Origin of the sequence: Bacillus pfraonensis (assembly GCF_050768835.1) — a bacterium.
In the GTDB taxonomy this organism is placed as follows: domain Bacteria; phylum Bacillota; class Bacilli; order Bacillales; family Bacillaceae_G; genus Bacillus_A; species Bacillus_A pfraonensis.
Map to the genome: position 1 here is coordinate 59,064 of NZ_JAHCDO010000006.1, position 17,529 is coordinate 76,592.

Sequence of the window (17,529 nt, forward strand, 5' to 3'; positions counted from 1 at the left end):
AATATAATATCCAAACCTTTCTTTTTGGGTGGGAGGGTCCGCTCATGCGTAGAAGCGGTCAGGTAAGCGGTGTAAGCCCAGAATGAAAACATGAATGGAGAGCAGCTTTTGTTTACATAATCGTAATAGAGATAGGAAAATTACGGTTATGTAAAATATGGTAAAATGGTAAGGGAGATTTGAAAGGGGGAGGATAAAATGAAGGAGTATAGGAAGAAAACAAAATTAGAGAAATGGTTAGATGCTTCTTCGCTTTTCGGTATTGGAGTAATGATTATCTATATCTCTATAATATGGGAAACTTTGCCTCATACAATTCCGACGCATTTTAACGGAATGGGGGAAGTGGACGGTTTCGGCCGGAAGTGGAGTATGTTTATTCACCCAACCCTTGGTCTTGGTTTGTATATTTTCTTCAACATATTTAGTCGTTTTCCTAATCTATTTAATTATCCTGCTAATACAACAAAAGAAAGCAAACCGCTATTATTTGTAAATTCTCGTAAAATGTTAAGCTGGATGAACGTACAAATTATTATGCTTTGTGTCTATAACACATGGGAAAATGTACAAGTAGCTATAACGGAAAAAACGAGTATTTCTATGTTGCCTTTCATCATCTTTATGTTTGTTTTATTTAGCACAATGGCCTTATATATCGTAAAAGGAATGCGAATTGCAAATGCTGCTTCGTAAGAAAAGATATAATGAGATATAGATGAATTCAAATGAATGTTAGTTTTTTACATTTCATTTCACTTCGTGTAGAATCAAAGTTAAGAATATTAAGGAAATTAACGTGTGAATGTTTGTTTCAAACTAATGGGGGTTGTTTATATTGTTTCAAAAGAGCATGACAAATATGTTATTCCAAACAAAATCATTGCCAGCTATAAAAATGATCATATCGATGTCTATTTTTGGCTCCATCGGATTTTTTTCAGTGAAAACAAATTTACCATCATTTGAATTGGTATTTGTTCGCTGTATTTGTGCGACTATATTTTTAGCGTTATGCTGGCTTGCGACAGGGCAATTTAAAGAAGAGAAGTGGAACAGAAAAGAAGTACTACAAATACTAGCTTGCGGCGTTTTTCTTGTTTTTAACTGGGTGTTTTTATTTAAAGCTTTTGAGGTCATGTCAGTGACGATTGCGATCTCTGTGTATCATCTTGCACCAATTATTGTATTAATGATTGGGAGTGTCGTATTTAAAGAAAGATTAACAATGTTATCTATTATTTCGATTCTGATTTGTTTTGGTGGCACTGTGTTAGTCGCAGGTGTGGATGGGAGTGTTTCTATAGAGAAACTGATGTCTTCCGGGATGGTTTGGGCACTTCTTGCAGCGTTGTTTTATGCATTTACCACTTTATTGGGGAAAGGGATTAAACAAACAAGTGCATATGCGATGACATTTTTGCAAACTTTTTTAGGCATATTTCTATTATTACCATTTGTAGACTTTGGAGAATTTCAAGGTTTGACGCAAAGTAATTGGATTGCAATTACAGCGACAGGACTGATTCATACTGGTTTTGTTTATTATTTATTTTTTGATAGTTTACGAGATTTACCAACACGTTTAATTTCTATATTAGTCTTTTTAGATCCTGGAGTGGCTATTTTACTTGATACAGTATTTACAGGTTTTCGTCCGACTACAATGCAGATAGTAGGGATTATCCTTATTTTTGTTGGGATGGCGTTTACTTTTCGAAAATCAGAAGATGAAGTGGTATGCCAGGAAGAGAAAGTTTACTCTAAAGGATGAGGTAGTAAAATTCGAGAAATTCAAAATAATAATAAGGAATAGGTTGTAGTAGGAACTGGTGACGGGAAGTATGAATCGCAAATGCTTGTAACGCGTGAACAATATGCGCAGTTTTTATACAATGCAATTATAAATGATCCTTCTGCAGAATAAGAAACAGTGAATAGATTAGATTTATAAAAGAGGGTAGGTGTTGTATAACACCTGCCTTTTTGATGTTTGAATACGTAGATGAAACCGGTGTTTCACAAAAAATAAGTTAAATTTTCAAAAAACTCCTTCCTTTTCTGAAAATTTGTTATATAATATAAAACATAAAATCAAATCTGTTATAAAACAGTTTGAAAAGGAGATGCTAATATGTCGACACAAACTTCACGGGTTACACTCGTTGGAGAAATATTACCGGCGTATGGAGAAATTTTGACACCGGAAGCGCTCACTTTTTTAAAAGAGCTGCATGAGAATTTTAATACACGCCGCAAAGATTTACTGCAAAAACGAGTGGAAAAGCAAAAAAGAATTGATGCAGGGGAGTTTCCAAGCTTTTTATCAGAAACAGCACATATACGTGCTGGAGATTGGACGATTGCCCAGCTTCCAAAAGATTTAGAAGATCGTCGTGTGGAGATTACAGGTCCAGTAGATCGTAAGATGGTGATTAATGCTTTAAATTCAGGTGCATATCTTTTTATGGCAGACTTTGAAGATTCGAACTCGCCGACGTGGCATAATGCGATAGATGGCCAGATTAACTTAAGAGATGCGGTGAAGAGAACGATTTCATATAAGAATCCGAGCGGCAAAGAATATCGTTTAGGAGATAAAACAGCTGTACTTATCGTTCGTCCACGCGGTTGGCATTTAGAGGAAAAACATATGTTAGTTGATGGGGAAAAGATGTCAGGTAGCCTTGTTGACTTTGGTTTGTACTTTTTCCACAATGCAAAAACATTATTAGAAAAAGAAAGCGGGCCATATTTTTACTTACCGAAAATGGAAAGCTATTTGGAAGCGAGATTATGGAATGATGTTTTTATTTTTGCGCAGAAATATATCGGGATTCCGAATGGAACGATTAAAGCAACTGTATTATTAGAAACGATCCACGCTTCTTTTGAAATGGATGAAATTTTATATGAGCTTCGTGACCACTCAGCAGGACTAAATTGTGGACGCTGGGATTATATTTTTAGCTTCTTAAAGGCTTTTCGTAACCATAATGAATTTTTACTTCCAGATAGGGCGCAAGTTACGATGACAGCGCCGTTTATGCGCAACTATTCTTTAAAAGTAATTCAAACGTGCCATCGCCGGAACGCACCAGCAATTGGCGGAATGGCAGCACAAATTCCGATTAAAAATAACCCGGAAGCAAATGAAGTTGCTTTTGAAAAAGTTCGTATGGATAAAGAACGTGAGGCTTTAGACGGACATGACGGGACTTGGGTTGCCCACCCGGGACTCGTACCGGTTGCGATGGAAGTGTTCGATCACATTATGAAAACACCGAATCAAATTTTCAGAAAACGTGAAGAGATTTATGTAACAGAAAAGGACTTATTAGAAGTACCGATAGGAACGATTACAGAAGAAGGGCTTCGTATGAATATTAGCGTTGGTATTCAATATATTGCATCGTGGTTAAGCGGCCGCGGGGCAGCACCGATTTACAATTTGATGGAAGATGCAGCAACGGCAGAAATTTCAAGGGCGCAAGTGTGGCAATGGATTCGTCATGAAGGCGGGAAGCTGAATGACGGCCGTAACATTACATTTGCTTTAGTAGAAGAGTTTAAGGCAGAAGAGTTAGCGAAAATAGAACGAGAGATTGGCAAGGAGCAATTTGAGAAAGGTAGATTTGTAGAAGCGACAAAATTATTTACTGATTTAGTACGTAATGATGAGTTTGAAACATTTTTAACATTACCGGGTTATGAGATTTTATAAAAAAGAAAAGGGGATGGAAGAGATGACAAACGAAAGAGTACAAAAATTACAAGAAAGCTGGGAGTTAGATGAGCGTTGGAAAGGGGTAACGCGTCCTTATTCTGTTGAGGATGTAATTCGTCTTCGCGGATCAATTGATATTGAACATACATTAGCACGCCGCGGGGCGGAGAAACTTTGGCAATCGCTTCATACAGAAGATTATATTCATGCGCTTGGTGCGTTAACAGGAAACCAAGCGATGCAGCAAGTAAAGGCAGGATTAAAAGCAATTTACTTGAGTGGTTGGCAAGTGGCAGCGGATGCTAATCTGTCCGGGCACATGTATCCAGACCAAAGTTTATATCCAGCGAACAGTGTACCAGCTGTTGTAAAGCGTATTAATCAAACGCTGCAACGTGCGGATCAAATTCAGCACATGGAAGGCAGCGGTGATACAGATTATTTTGTACCGATTGTTGCGGATGCTGAAGCGGGATTTGGCGGACAATTAAACGTGTTTGAATTAATGAAAGGTATGATTGAAGCAGGTGCATCAGGCGTGCACTTTGAAGATCAATTATCCTCAGAGAAAAAATGCGGACATTTAGGCGGAAAAGTGTTGCTACCAACGCAAACGGCGGTACGTAATTTAATTTCTGCGCGCTTAGCAGCGGATGTAATGGGTGTGCCAACAATTATTGTAGCAAGAACAGATGCAGATGCAGCCGATCTAATTACGAGTGATATTGATCCAGTTGATCAAAAATTTATTACAGGAGAGAGAACGCCAGAAGGTTTTTACCGGACGAAAGCAGGGCTTGATCAAGCAATTGCGCGCGGTTTAGCATATGCGCCATATGCAGATCTTGTTTGGTGTGAAACATCTGAACCTAATTTAGAAGATGCGAAGCGTTTTGCGGAAGCAATTCATGAGAAATATCCAGGGAAATTACTAGCATATAACTGTTCACCATCCTTTAACTGGAAACAAAAATTAGATGAAAAAACAATCGCAACCTTCCAAAAAGAAATTGCTTCATACGGATACAAATTCCAGTTCGTAACATTAGCTGGATTCCATTCATTAAACTATGGCATGTTTGAATTAGCGCGTGGTTATAAAGAGCACGGCATGGCAGCGTATTCTGAACTGCAACAAGCTGAGTTTGCAGCAGAAGAGCACGGCTACTCTGCAACGCGCCATCAACGCGAAGTTGGAACGGGTTACTTTGACGAAGTAGCACAAGTGATTACAGGCGGAACATCTTCTACAACGGCCCTGAAAGGTTCTACGGAAGAGGCGCAGTTTACAAAATAAGTGCTGAAGCGGGTGTCCTTTAAGGGCACCTGTTGTTTTTCATATAGGAAATCGATTGATAGTGTTGTAAAAATTTAGAAAGAAATATTTTCGAAAAATATTGTACATTCTATTTTAAGTATGCTATGATTATCTCAGTTGAATAACTAAATCAAGCAATCCATATATTATCAAGTGCTGAAAACGAACGAGAAAAAGTATGTGAGAACTGTTTTATGTTTCGTATTTGATAATGTGTGGATTCTTTTTTTATGTATGAAAACTAAAAAAATATGTATTTTCTTAGGAGGAAATAATTATGGCAGTAACAGGACAAGTAAAATGGTTTAACAACGAAAAAGGCTTCGGTTTCATCGAAGTTCCAGGCGGAAACGATGTATTCGTACACTTCTCTGCAATCGAAACTGAAGGTTTCAAATCTCTAGAAGAAGGCGAAAAAGTTAGCTTCGAAATCGAAGATGGCAACCGCGGACCTCAAGCTAAAAACGTTGTAAAACTATAATTTTATAGTACGTGATAAAAAAGGATGGCTTATGCCATCCTTTTTTTGTGCGCTTAGGGTTATTTTACTATGTTACAAATATTTCAAAAAGAAAAGATTGCATTTTTCTATAGCAATCCATCTTTTTAAGTTAAGAGAATAAGTGGATTTTATACAGATATTTGTATGAATAAATATAATGAAATTTTAAAGTTTTATAAGAAAATGTAAAATATTTGAAAAAATGAACAATTTTGTTTTTGTAGTGATACAATTATCCATGCAGCTGCTGTTATGAATTGTAAGAAAAATAATGAAGGAGCGAGTGTAGGATGGGTGAACAAGCAGAACGCTATGTTGAAAATTATGTTGTAAACAAGAAAACTATGGCCTTACTTCCAGTTATTTTAGGTGAAAAACGTATTGTAACGCGAGTAGTTGAAGTAGAAGACAGTTTTTTCATGTTTCAAAAGCCTCTTGATATTGTGGAACGAAGTTGTCGCAAGCACGGATCTAGCTTCTTAGGTAGAAAAGACGGTACAAAAGAGTTGACACGTATTACACATAAAGCACCCATTGCAATTAGCCCGACAGATCAGCTTTACTTTTTTCCTACGTATTCTTATTCTAGAAAGGAATGTGCATGGTTGTCGCACTTTCATATTGCAAATAATAAAGAACTAGCAGATGGTAATCTAATCATTCGATTCATTAACGGTCTCGCAGTGAAATTAGAAATATCAAAGAACAGTTTTGAGAATCAGCAAAATCGAACCGCAAAACTACGAACAGAGTATGAGGATCGCAAAAATAAACAAGGAACACTTCAGTTTAAGCAGGTCGATAAGGAAGATGAATCAGCGCTAAAGCCTGCCTATGAAAAAGCGTATCTTGTGAAAGAAGAAGACATAAAGGAATAATAACTTATAAGTGGAAAGGGTGGGATAACCATCCTTTTTTTATTTCTCAATATGTAAAACCATGTCAAATATTGATAGATTATCATACAATAATAATAAAGGATTTTTACATAAAAATATGGAACATTAATAAATACATCTCCATATGTCGTATCTACCATTTCCTCTTTCTGACAAGCAATGATAAAGTATAGGGATAGGATATTATAAAGGGGCAAATTGTAGAATGGATTTTCAAACAATCAAAGAGTATTTTTCAGAAGAAAATATGGAGCAAATTGTAGCGAGTTATCGGGCATTTGGGCCGCTCCTTGGTATTGGTTTGCCGATGGTGGAGGCGATTATCCCAGCGCTGCCACTCATTTTGTTTGTGATGGCGAATGCAGTTGCTTTCGGGTTATGGCTTGGATTTTTGTATTCGTGGCTTGGGTCGGTTCTTGGTGCATTACTTGTATTTTCGGTTATTCGCCGTTTTGGACGAGGTCGGTTCTTCTCGTTTGTGAATAAACACCCGAAAGTGCGCAAAGCGATGGGATGGATTGAACGGAAAGGGTTCGCACCTATTTTTATCTTATTTTGTTTTCCTTTTACACCGTCTGCACTTATTAATGTTGTGGCTGGTTTATCACGTATTAGTAGACGACAATTTGTGTTAGCACTAGCGCTTGGAAAGTTAGTCATGATTTTTATTTTAAGTTATATTGGGCATGATTTAACTTCTTTTATTTATAAGCCGGTGAAAACAATTATTGTGATAGGTGTTATTTTTATTTTATGGTATGTCGGTAAGAAGATTGAAGTAAAGCTAGAACTACATTAAGACTAGTCTGCACTGTAAGTAAGGCTCCATTATAGAAAAGGGTGAGGGGAGAGGCAGATGAAGCGAGCTTTGAAAAAAGAAGGCCTAGAATGGATGAGGACAATCCTTATAGGCGTGCTATTAGCTGTTTTTTTTCGAACGTTTTTCTTCTCAACGTATGTTGTAGAGGGGAAGTCAATGATGCCGACACTTCAAGATGGAAATATGCTTGTGGTAAATAAGGTTAGCTATCAAGTTGGGGAGTTGAACCGATTTGATGTTGTCGTGTTTCATGCAAATAAGAAAGAGGATTACGTAAAGAGGATTATCGGTTTACCAGGTGATCATATTGAATATAAGCATGATAAGTTGTATATAAACGGCCAATTTGTGGATGAGCCTTATTTGGAGACCTATAAGAGGCAAGCGGAAGGCCGACAGTTGACAGGAGACTTTACGTTAGAAGAATTAACGAGAGAAAAGACTGTTCCAAAGGGGTCTATTTTTGTAATTGGTGATAATCGTCTCGGCAGCTGGGATAGCAGACACTTTGGCTTTGTGAAAGCAGATACTGTTGTTGGGAAAGTGGATTTACGTTATTGGCCAATTAATGAAGTGCAGACGAACTTTTCAAAGGGGAATCATAAATAAAATTTTATCGGCGATTCAACAAAAGATATCGACTATTCAGCAAATAACGACAAAAAACAGGAGCCTGCTAGCTCCTGTTTTTTTGTGTTATAATACAAGGATGATATCAAACTAACGTTCGTTATGTCAGTGAAAGGTGGGGATTACATGTCGCTTCGATTTGTGATTGGACGGGCTGGAAGTGGAAAAAGTACATTTTGTTTACACGAAGTACAAGAAGAATTGCGGCAGCGTCCAAGGGGCGAAACTATTTTATATCTTGTACCGGAACAAATGACGTTCCAAACACAGCAAGCATTGATAGGAAATGAAGAAGTTAGCGGCTCTATCAGGGCGCAAGTATTTAGTTTTTCAAGGTTAGCGTGGAAGGTCCTTCAAGAAGTTGGTGGCGCGAGTCGTCTTCATATTGATGAGGCGGGCGTGCATATGCTACTGCGCAAAATTGTAGAATCGCGTAAGGAAGGATTGTATGTGTTTCAAAAAGCAGCAGAACAAAATGGCTTTTTTGAACATTTAGGAAGCATGATTGCTGAGTTTAAACGCTACAATGTTACACCATCGAATGTATATGAGATGTGGCAACAATTAGATGCTCATTCAAATGGTGATGAGCAAAAATTATTAGCAAATAAAATGTACGATCTGCAGCTTCTATATGATGATTTTGAACGAGCTTTGATTGGTAAATATTTAGATTCAGAAGATTACCTGCAGTTGCTTGTAGAAAAGCTTCCAGAATCTGACTATGTAAAAGGTGCAGAAATTTATATAGATGGATTTCATTCCTTTTCACCTGGGGAATTAGAAATCATTAGAAAGCTCATGGTTTGCGGAGCAAGAATTACAGTTACGTTAACAGTAGACGAAAAAACGTTATCACAGCCAGTAAGCGAACTAGATTTGTATTATCAAACAGTCCTTACGTATGAAAAAGTGAAACAGTTAGCGCGTGAAGAGAAAGTCGTGATTGAAAATACGATTCCGATGAGAGAACAACCACGTTTTCATTCACCAGGACTCGCACATCTAGAAGCGGAGTTTGAATCTCGTCCTTCTAAGAAGTTTCAAAGTGAACCAGGTATTACACTATATACAGCGGCAAACTTGCGAGCGGAAGTTGAAGGTGTAGCTAGGGAGATTCGCAAACTTGTTGCCGAAGAAGATTATCGCTACAGAGATATTGCGGTTCTTCTTCGGAATGGAGAAAGCTATTATGATGTAATGAAAACGTTATTTACGGATTACGATATTCCGCACTTTATCGATGAGAAGCGTCCGATGTCGCATCATCCACTTATTGAATGCATTCGTTCTGCGCTAGAAGTCATTAGTGGAAATTGGCGTTATGATGCAGTATTCCGCTGCATAAAAACGGAACTATTATATCCGTTAGATGTAAGAAAAGAATCCATGCGCGAAGAAATGGATGAGTTTGAAAATTATTGTTTAGCATATGGTGTACAAGGAAAGAGATGGACGGCAGATGAACCGTGGACATATCGTCGTTATCGCTCGTTAGATGGGGCAGGCGGAACACAAACCGATAGTGAGCGTGAAATGGAAGAGAAAATCAACCGTCTCCGTGATGTAGTACGAACACCGATTATTCGTTTGCAGAAGCGTTTCAAACGTGCAAGTTCAGTCATGCAAATGTGTGAAGCAGTGTATTTATTTTTAGAAGAATTAGATGTTCCTAAAAAACTAGAAGATTTGCGTATGCGTGCTGAAGAAGAAGGGAATTTCCTGTTTGCAAGTGACCATGATCAAGTTTGGGAAGAGGTAATGAATCTTCTCGATACATTTGTAGAAATGCTAGGCGAGGAAAAGATGTCTCGTGCAATGTTTATCGATGTAATGACAACTGGACTTGAGGCACTTCAATTTGCAAATATCCCGCCTGCTTTAGATCAAGTGCTGATTGCAAATATTGATCGAACAAGGTTATCGAATGTTCGCGCTGCTTTTGTAATTGGTGCAAATGAAGGAATCATTCCAGCAGCCCCTTCAGATGAAGGGATGTTATCAGATGAAGAGAGAGAATCTCTCGCTACAGCTGGTGTAGAATTAGCACCAACAACAAGGCAGACTTTATTAGAAGAGCAATTTGTTATTTATCAAACAGTAACCCGTGCATCTGAGAAGTTATATATTTCTTGTCCGCTTGCGGATGAAGAAGGAAAGACGTTACTGTCATCTAGCTTTATTAAGAAAGTAAAAAGAATGTTCCCTTCTATCAAAGAAGTCTTCATAACGAATGATGTGAATGATTTATCTCGTCAGGATCAAATTTCGTATGTAGCAACGCCAGAAGTTACGTTGTCGTACGTAACGCAGCAACTTCAAAACTGGAAACGATACGGTTTTGAAGGGAATCTTGATTTTTGGTGGGATGTATATAACTTCTATGTGATTTCACCTGAGTGGAAGCAAAAAAGTAGTCGCGTGTTGTCTAGTTTATTCTATCGAAATCGTGCGCAGAAACTTAGTCCGGTTGTCAGTAGAGAGCTATACGGAGATACAATTAAAGGAAGCGTCTCTCGTATGGAACTATTTAATCGCTGCGCATATGCTCATTTTGCCCAGCACGGATTATCGCTAAGAGAACGTGATGTGTTCAAATTAGATGCACCAGATATCGGCGAATTATTCCATGCGGCATTAAAGAAAATTGCTGACAAGTTACTGAGGGAAAATCGCACGTGGGCTGATTTATCGATAAAAGAGTGTGAGCATCTTTCTGCAGTAGTAATCGAAGAAATTGCACCGCTTCTGCAAAGACAAATTTTATTAAGTTCGAATCGAAATCATTATTTAAAACAAAAACTGCAGCAAATCATTTTCCGTACGTCACTTATCCTGCGTGAGCATGCGAAGTCAAGTGGATTTGTGCCAGTTGATTTAGAGGTTCCATTCGGTATGGGCGGCACGGGTTCTCTTCCACCGATGGAATTTACACTCTCAAACGGTGTGAAAATGGAAGTGGTTGGCCGCATTGACCGCGTAGATAAAGCGGAAGATGAAAACGGTACGTTCCTTCGCATTATTGACTATAAATCGAGTACAAAAGCTTTAGATTTAACGGAAGTGTATTACGGTTTAGCACTTCAAATGTTAACGTATTTAGACGTTGTCATTTCAAATGCAAATACGTGGATGAAAAAAGGTCAGGCGGCACTGCCTGCTGGCGTTTTATATTTCCATATTCATAACCCAATTGTGGAGATGAAAGGCGATGCTTCAGAAGAAGAAATCGAAAAAGAAATCTTAAAGAAATTTAAAATGAAAGGTCTCGTGCTAGGAGATGCGGATGTTGTTCGTTTAATGGACAATAAGTTAAGTACGGGAAGCTCAGACATTATTTCTGCCGGTCTGAAGAAAGATGGTAGTTTTAGTGCGCGTTCTAGTATTGCAAGTGAACAAGAATTTACAACCTTACAGCGATATGTGCATCATACATTTGAAAATATTGGGAAAGACATTACAGAAGGTGTGATTGATATTGCGCCTTATAAAATGGGGAATAAAGCAGCTTGTACGTTCTGTAATTTCCGCTCTGTTTGTCAGTTTGATGAATCACTTGAAGATAACCAGTTCCGCACGTTAAAAGATATGAAAGATAGTGAAGCGATGGAGAAAATAAGAGAGGAGGTTGGCGAATGATAGAGAACTGGCCACAAAAGCCTGAAGGTAGTCAATGGACGGATGATCAATGGAAAGCAGTTGTCAGAGATGGCCGTGATATTTTAGTCGCGGCAGCAGCAGGATCGGGAAAGACAGCTGTACTTGTAGAAAGAATTATTCGCAAAATTATTAATGCCGAGAATCCAGTAGATGTAGATCGCTTGCTTGTTGTAACATTTACAAATGCAGCAGCGCAAGAGATGAAGAACAGAATTGGTGAAGCGTTAGAAAAAGTATTAATCGATGAGCCTGGGTCAGAGCATATTCGTAAGCAGCTTAGTTTATTAAATAAAGCGTCGATTTCAACGATTCACTCGTTCTGTTTACAAGTCATTCGAACGTATTATTATATGCTCGACGTTGATCCGCGTTTTCGCATTGCGAACCAGACAGAAAATGAATTATTAAAAGAAGAAGTATTAGATGACATACTAGAAGAGGAATATGGCACCGAGGGAAATGATATATTCTTTGAACTCGTTGATCGTTATACGAGTGACCGAAGTGATGATGATTTGCAGCGCATGATCCTAGCACTTCATACAGAATCGAGGGCGCATCCAGATCCAGAGAAATGGCTGGATAAGCTTGTTGAAGCATATGATGTGGAAGGAAAATCGATTGAAGACTTAACGTATGCGTCTTACTTACTAGAAGATGTGAAGTTTCAGCTGGAAACGGCTGAAAAGCATGTTCAAAAAGCAATTGAACTTGCGATGCTTCCAGACGGACCAGCACCGCGTGTTGAAACGTTGCAGGCAGATCTTGTTTTACTTGGAACACTATCTAGTGCAGCTCATCAGTCTTGGACAAGTGTATATGAAGCGATGCAAAATGTTTCGTGGCAAATGTTAAAGCGCATTAAGAAGAGTGACTATAATGAAGAGATTGTCAAACAAGTAGATTCACTTCGAAATAAAGCAAAAGATGAAGTGAAAAAACTACAAGAGGAGTTATTTAGCCGGAAACCAGAAAGCTTTTTACGTGATTTTAAGGAGATGCATCCTGTATTAGAAAAACTTGTACAAATTGTAAAAGTATTTACGGAGCGATTCCAAATAATCAAGCGTGATAAAGGAATGGTTGATTTCACCGATTTAGAGCATTTTTGCTTGCAAATTTTAAGTGAACGAACGGAAGATGGTGGACTGCGTCCATCGCCGGTTGCGCTTCAATATCGCAATAAATTTGCCGAAGTACTTGTCGATGAATATCAAGATACAAACTTTGTGCAGGAATCGATTATTAAGTTTGTAACGAAAGACTCTGAGCAAGAAGGTAATCTGTTTATGGTCGGTGACGTGAAGCAATCCATATATCGCTTCCGATTAGCAGAGCCGGGCTTGTTTTTAGGAAAGTACAAACGTTTTACGCCTGAAGGTATAGGCGGCGGTATGAAAATCGATTTAGCAAAAAACTTCCGTAGTCGTCATGAAGTGCTAGCGGGTACGAACTTTATTTTTAAACAAATTATGGGTGAAACTGTCGGGGAAATCGACTATGATGCAGATGCAGAACTAAAGTTAGGTGCAAGTTATCCAGGAGGGGAAGATGTAGCAGCCGAGCTGTTATGTATTCATCAGTCTGAGGGAGAAGAATCGGCAGAAGGAGAAGACGGTGTAGAAGTAGAAAAAGCACAGCTTGAAGCACGTTTAATGGCTCAGAGAATTAAGGCGATGGTGGATTCAGGTTATGAAGTATATGACCGGAAAAATAATTGCATGCGCCCAGTGCAATATCGTGATTTTGTCATTTTACTTCGTTCGATGCCGTGGGCTCCGCAAATTATGGAAGAGTTAAAGCTGCAAGGTATTCCTGTTTATGCTGAGCTTGCGACAGGTTATTTTGAAGCAACTGAAGTAACCGTTATGATGAATGTATTTCGCGTAATTGATAATCCGATGCAAGATATTCCGCTTGCGGCTGTACTTCGTTCCCCAATTGTTGGCTTAAACGATGAGGAACTTGCGATGCTCCGTGCTCATGAAAAGAAAGGCTCGTTTTATGAAGTGCTGCGTTCCTTCTTACAAGGAGCACCGCTTGAGGAAGAGGCAGAATTACATGGAAAACTACAATGGTTCTATAGCCTTCTGCAAGGATGGCGTGAATTTGCCCGTCAGCAATCTCTTTCTGATTTAATTTGGAAAGTATATCGTGAGACAGGTTATTATGACTTTGTTGGTGGTCTTCTGGCGGGAAAACAACGCCAAGCTAACTTACGTGTACTATACGACAGAGCAAGGCAGTATGAAGCAACATCTTTCCGCGGGTTATTCCGTTTCCTTCGTTTTATTGAGCGTATTTTAGAGCGCGGGGATGATATGGGAACAGCGAGAGCGCTTGGTGAACAAGAAGATGTTGTTCGGATTATGACGATTCATAAAAGTAAAGGGTTAGAGTTCCCCGTTGTATTTGTAGCGGGTCTTGGGCGTCGTTTTAATACACAAGATTTAATGAAGCGGTTCTTACTGCACAAAGATTTTGGTTTTGGATCGCAGTTTATTGATCCTCGTAAACGAATTAAATATACGACGTTATCACAGTTGGCTATTAAACGTAAAATGAAAATGGAACTGATTGCGGAAGAGATGCGTGTATTGTATGTTGCTTTAACGCGTGCGAAAGAAAAATTGATTTTGATTGGTACAGTGAAAGATAAAGAGAAAGAAATAGAAAAGTGGCTTGATGCAAGGGAGCATACAGATTGGTTACTGCCGGATTACGTTCGTGCGGGAGCATCTTGTTATTTAGATTGGATCACGCCGTCACTATATAGACATCGTGATAGCGAAATGCTCCTTGAACTTGGACAAGGAAATATACCAAGTGAAATTTATGAGTACGATGCGAGCTGGAAAGTGGAAGTAGTTGACGGTAACACTTTACTTGCACCTGAACCAGTGCAAGAAGAAAAACAAGAATTGTTAGAGGCACTTCGTGAGAAAAGAGCGGTTCCGTTAGAAAGTGAACGAAAAGAAGAAGTATATGCTCGCTTAACATGGGAATATGCGCATGAAGGTGCAACAGCACATCGGGCGAAGCAGTCTGTTACGGAGATAAAGCGGAATTATCAATCGGAAGATGGAAGTGATCATACCTTTATTAAAAAGCTTCGTACTCCTATCAAAACGCGTCCGCGTTTTATGGAGAAAAAGGGGTTAACTTACGCTGAACGTGGGACGGCTGTCCACGCCGTTATGCAGCATGTTAATTTACAAAAATCAATTACGCCAGAAGTAATTCAAGAACAAATTGCGGAAATGGTAAATAGAGAATTACTGACATTTGAGCAAGCAGAAGACATTCCGATTGATCGCATTGTAGCATTTTTTGATACAGATCTTGGTAAGCGTGTGCTAGCTGCGAAGAGCGTAGAACGTGAAGTACCATTTACGATGATGCTTTCAGCACAAGAAGCGTATCAAGATTGGCAAGGGCAGAGCAAAGAATCTGTACTTGTCCAAGGGGTTATTGATTGTATGATAGAAGAGGAAGATGGGATTGTATTAATTGACTTTAAAACAGATACAATTGAAGGACGTTTTCCAGGTGGATACGATCAGGCAAAACCTATTTTAGAAGATCGTTATAAAGTGCAAATTACGCTATATGCGAAAGCGCTAGAGAAAAGCTTGCATCATCCGGTAAAAGAAAAATATTTATACTTCTTTGACGGAGGTCACATACTGCGTGTAGAAGATAGTATGTAATGTAAAACGAATTTGGCTGCAAGCTGAATTTGTATAAATCTATTTTAGTTTTCGGTATATAAGCCGCTCACGTGAAGAAGAAAAGGTGACTTGCTCTTGTTTTTTTATTTGGCGCGGGGCAGGAAAAGGATCTGATCGCTTCTATTCATGGCTGGACCCTCTCTCTCACCTAGAAAGAAAAGCGTTTATATCGTTTTTTTAACTTGTGAAGAGTGTAAAAATAAGAAAATGAAACAAACGAAAAAAGTAGGGGGATTCCCCCTACTTTTTTTATGCTGTTCCCGCCTGATTTTGATCCGCAACATCTGAATCAAATGTATTGGTTGCACTGACACCGTTAAATGTATTGACTACAAAACCAACATTTGATGCTCCTGAACCGTTATACGCCTTTGTGTTTTCTTTTGGAGAGACATTATAGAAGTCACCTAAGTTAAAAGAGCCGTTACTATTTTGCACAACGAGGTTCCCAACTACAGAGGGCATGTGATTCACCTACCTAAGCACTTTTCTTTAACATTACTATATGATTTATTGGTTGAAAGGTTCATCTGTAATATACTGGCGGATTTGGTGAATGCGTGAATTATTAAATGCATAATCAACTGATCCAATTTGAAAGCAAGCGGAATTTAATATGGTACGAACTGTAACATCACCTACTTCAATAAAGGGACATTCATTTATAATATTCATTTTGACATCCGTGGAACGGGTAGGAATTGTGATTTCATCATCTGTAAAGATTTTAAAAGCTTCCAATTTTCCTTCATCCTTTAAATAGTAAGGAATTTCACGGTGTACAACAAGAGCTCGGAATATTAACTCCATTTGATTTGCATCGCCAATTTGAAACGTGCCAGACCCTCCCATAGAGATAATATTTGTCCGATGGACCACTGAAATGTGTTGAAGCATGGAGAGACCTCCTTAACTTGGCGTAGTAGGCACATCCGTTACAAGTGGTACAAATGGACCCTCAGTAACGGATTCGAAAGGTGTATCGAGAATAGAAGAGAGAATTAAAAGGTTCGCATCACCGATTAAAAAAAGGGCAGATGAAGAAACCCCGTTCATTTTGATCTGCCCAACCTTTATTTCACGATTCACAACGGTAAAATTCATACATGTTTACTCCTTTCGGAAGTTGCTAGGAATGTGTTGAATAAAGGAAAGGAATGCTTTATCGATATCTTGTTTCATAGCTTGAATAATTACCTCTTTCATATACTGAGGATTTGATGTAATGTCCTCATATGGCTGTACTTGTGATAAGTAATAAGGAAGGCGGTGTTCCATTTGTTTTTTTATATCGTCAATCATCATTTGTCGATACATATCATCAAGTGGTGTTCGCTCTTCATGTTCAAAATGAAGAATTCTGCTGTAGGCTTCTTCATCCAAATAGCGATGCATCTCTTGAATAATATCTTGATAAAAATCAGGGTTTGTTTGTGTTTCTGGATTTACTTTTAATGTTTCGGTATCTACTTGAAAATCTTCAATTTGTTGATCTGTCGTAGCGAATGGGTTTAAGCCGATATTTAATGTGCCATTTAAGTTCTCCACTTTTAGTTGATCAAATTTATATTCTACTTTTCCTATAGAAGAGGAGGGACGGCTTTTTAGTTCATCAAGCTCTTCTGTTAATGCTCGTACTTGCGCTTCTAATGCACAGATTGCTTCTTGCTGCTGTTGAAGAACTTGTTGAAGTTGTTGTAGGTAAATGTATATATCTTGATTCACTATGTGAAACCTCCTTTTCAATAGGGAGGGTGTGTATACTTGCTCTATATGTGTATGATAAAAGTGGCTTAAGAAGAACTCATCATCGGTTTAATAGAAATAATTTGTCCTTTGGCTGTTAAGGGACGAAGTGGCTCTGTAAATCCCCCGGTATTGGAAAGCTTAGATAATGCTTTAATGCTACCAGCAGTTCCAATTTGAAAAACGGAAGATGTTGTAATACTTTCAATTTTGATGTTGTTAATGATAATACTTTGCTGTACATAAAAGTTCACTCACGATTCGCCTCCCTTTAGTTTGATCCAATGATAGCTTGATCAATGACGTCTGTATCATTGACTGTCGTCGTATTTTGATAATTGTATACCGAAACGTTTTCACCTACATTAAAAGAACCAGCTCCTGCAAAAGCACGAGAGTAACTAATCGGTCTGATTGCAAATACATCTCCAATATGAAAAATCCCACTTGATCCAATATTAACGATATGAATATGTCCAACCATTGCTGGCATCGC

Annotated in this window: 16 protein-coding genes and 1 pseudogene; 11 read left to right on the forward strand and 6 right to left on the reverse strand. The window is 38.5% G+C overall.

Translation table 11 applies throughout. The features are described 5' to 3' along the window. The first annotated feature begins 198 nt into the window (after positions 1-198). From KFD70_RS07640 to addA, 11 genes and pseudogenes are all read left to right on the forward strand, one after another. On the forward strand, positions 199-696 hold the full coding sequence (locus tag KFD70_RS07640) for a DUF1648 domain-containing protein (RefSeq protein WP_336450933.1): 498 nt from the start codon (positions 199-201) through the stop codon (positions 694-696). Positions 697-862: 166 nt separating this feature from the next. Then, positions 863-1,774, forward strand: coding sequence for a DMT family transporter (locus KFD70_RS07645; RefSeq protein ID WP_336451016.1), 912 nt, complete (start codon positions 863-865; stop codon positions 1,772-1,774). Positions 1,775-1,816: 42 nt separating this feature from the next. Continuing rightward, positions 1,817-1,927: pseudogene (locus tag KFD70_RS07650) on the forward strand (S-layer homology domain-containing protein); the annotation flags it as partial. Between the two features lie 207 nt (positions 1,928-2,134). Further along, on the forward strand, positions 2,135-3,724 hold the full coding sequence (gene aceB / locus KFD70_RS07655) for a malate synthase A (RefSeq protein ID WP_431613092.1): 1,590 nt from the start codon (positions 2,135-2,137) through the stop codon (positions 3,722-3,724). A gap of 22 nt (positions 3,725-3,746) precedes the next feature. Continuing rightward, complete coding sequence (aceA, locus tag KFD70_RS07660) at positions 3,747-5,024, forward strand: isocitrate lyase (protein ID WP_336450935.1); 1,278 nt, start codon at positions 3,747-3,749, stop codon at positions 5,022-5,024. A 298-nt stretch (positions 5,025-5,322) separates the two neighbouring features. Continuing rightward, entirely contained in the window at positions 5,323-5,526 is a 204-nt protein-coding gene (gene cspD / locus KFD70_RS07665) for a cold-shock protein CspD (protein WP_336450936.1), read from the forward strand. A 311-nt stretch (positions 5,527-5,837) separates the two neighbouring features. Next, a complete protein-coding gene (locus tag KFD70_RS07670; RefSeq protein WP_336450937.1) occupies positions 5,838-6,425 on the forward strand; it encodes a competence protein ComK in 588 nt (195 codons plus the stop codon). Positions 6,426-6,651: 226 nt separating this feature from the next. Beyond that, positions 6,652-7,245, forward strand: a complete 594-nt coding sequence (locus KFD70_RS07675; RefSeq protein ID WP_336450938.1) for a TVP38/TMEM64 family protein — start codon at positions 6,652-6,654, stop codon at positions 7,243-7,245. A gap of 57 nt (positions 7,246-7,302) precedes the next feature. Beyond that, positions 7,303-7,875: a signal peptidase I gene (lepB, locus tag KFD70_RS07680; protein WP_241817557.1), complete on the forward strand. Its 573-nt coding sequence runs from the start codon at positions 7,303-7,305 to the stop codon at positions 7,873-7,875. Positions 7,876-8,022: 147 nt separating this feature from the next. Beyond that, complete coding sequence (gene addB / locus KFD70_RS07685; RefSeq protein ID WP_431613093.1) at positions 8,023-11,535, forward strand: helicase-exonuclease AddAB subunit AddB; 3,513 nt, start codon at positions 8,023-8,025, stop codon at positions 11,533-11,535. Beyond that, entirely contained in the window at positions 11,532-15,266 is a 3,735-nt protein-coding gene (gene addA / locus KFD70_RS07690) for a helicase-exonuclease AddAB subunit AddA (RefSeq protein WP_431613094.1), read from the forward strand. The genes addB and addA overlap by 4 nt, the downstream gene beginning before the upstream one ends. 270 nt (positions 15,267-15,536) lie before the next feature. Here addA and gerPF read toward each other — a convergent pair whose 3' ends face one another. The 6 genes from gerPF to KFD70_RS07720 form a co-directional block, all read right to left on the reverse strand. Next, positions 15,537-15,752 carry a spore germination protein GerPF gene (gene gerPF / locus KFD70_RS07695; RefSeq protein WP_336450941.1) on the reverse strand — a complete coding sequence of 72 codons (216 nt, stop codon included), beginning with the start codon at positions 15,750-15,752 and terminating at the stop codon, positions 15,537-15,539. A 45-nt stretch (positions 15,753-15,797) separates the two neighbouring features. Continuing rightward, positions 15,798-16,184: a spore germination protein GerPE gene (locus KFD70_RS07700; protein ID WP_336450942.1), complete on the reverse strand. Its 387-nt coding sequence runs from the start codon at positions 16,182-16,184 to the stop codon at positions 15,798-15,800. A 12-nt stretch (positions 16,185-16,196) separates the two neighbouring features. Further along, positions 16,197-16,391: a spore gernimation protein GerPD gene (locus tag KFD70_RS07705; protein ID WP_336450943.1), complete on the reverse strand. Its 195-nt coding sequence runs from the start codon at positions 16,389-16,391 to the stop codon at positions 16,197-16,199. 6 nt (positions 16,392-16,397) lie between these two features. Beyond that, a complete protein-coding gene (locus KFD70_RS07710) occupies positions 16,398-17,012 on the reverse strand; it encodes a spore germination protein GerPC (RefSeq protein WP_336450944.1) in 615 nt (204 codons plus the stop codon). A gap of 68 nt (positions 17,013-17,080) precedes the next feature. After that, on the reverse strand, positions 17,081-17,287 hold the full coding sequence (locus KFD70_RS07715) for a spore germination protein GerPB (protein WP_336450945.1): 207 nt from the start codon (positions 17,285-17,287) through the stop codon (positions 17,081-17,083). A gap of 17 nt (positions 17,288-17,304) precedes the next feature. Beyond that, on the reverse strand, positions 17,305-17,526 hold the full coding sequence (locus KFD70_RS07720; RefSeq protein ID WP_336450946.1) for a spore germination protein: 222 nt from the start codon (positions 17,524-17,526) through the stop codon (positions 17,305-17,307). Positions 17,527-17,529: the final 3 nt, after the last annotated feature.

Excerpts from the sequence above, each read along its gene's own strand:
- addB (WP_431613093.1), top strand. The coding sequence starts at position 8,023 with ATGTCGCTTCGATTTGTGATTGGACGGGCTGGAAGTGGAAAAAGTACA.
- aceA (WP_336450935.1), top strand. The coding sequence starts at position 3,747 with ATGACAAACGAAAGAGTACAAAAATTACAAGAAAGCTGGGAGTTAGAT.
- KFD70_RS07640 (WP_336450933.1), top strand. The coding sequence starts at position 199 with ATGAAGGAGTATAGGAAGAAAACAAAATTAGAGAAATGGTTAGATGCT.
- addA (WP_431613094.1), top strand. The coding sequence starts at position 11,532 with ATGATAGAGAACTGGCCACAAAAGCCTGAAGGTAGTCAATGGACGGAT.
- KFD70_RS07720 (WP_336450946.1), bottom strand. The coding sequence starts at position 17,526 with ATGCCAGCAATGGTTGGACATATTCATATCGTTAATATTGGATCAAGT.
- lepB (WP_241817557.1), top strand. The coding sequence starts at position 7,303 with ATGAAGCGAGCTTTGAAAAAAGAAGGCCTAGAATGGATGAGGACAATC.
- KFD70_RS07675 (WP_336450938.1), top strand. The coding sequence starts at position 6,652 with ATGGATTTTCAAACAATCAAAGAGTATTTTTCAGAAGAAAATATGGAG.
- KFD70_RS07700 (WP_336450942.1), bottom strand. The coding sequence starts at position 16,184 with ATGCTTCAACACATTTCAGTGGTCCATCGGACAAATATTATCTCTATG.
- KFD70_RS07645 (WP_336451016.1), top strand. The coding sequence starts at position 863 with ATGTTATTCCAAACAAAATCATTGCCAGCTATAAAAATGATCATATCG.
- KFD70_RS07670 (WP_336450937.1), top strand. The coding sequence starts at position 5,838 with ATGGGTGAACAAGCAGAACGCTATGTTGAAAATTATGTTGTAAACAAG.
- KFD70_RS07705 (WP_336450943.1), bottom strand. The coding sequence starts at position 16,391 with ATGAATTTTACCGTTGTGAATCGTGAAATAAAGGTTGGGCAGATCAAA.
- cspD (WP_336450936.1), top strand. The coding sequence starts at position 5,323 with ATGGCAGTAACAGGACAAGTAAAATGGTTTAACAACGAAAAAGGCTTC.
- aceB (WP_431613092.1), top strand. The coding sequence starts at position 2,135 with ATGTCGACACAAACTTCACGGGTTACACTCGTTGGAGAAATATTACCG.
- gerPF (WP_336450941.1), bottom strand. The coding sequence starts at position 15,752 with ATGCCCTCTGTAGTTGGGAACCTCGTTGTGCAAAATAGTAACGGCTCT.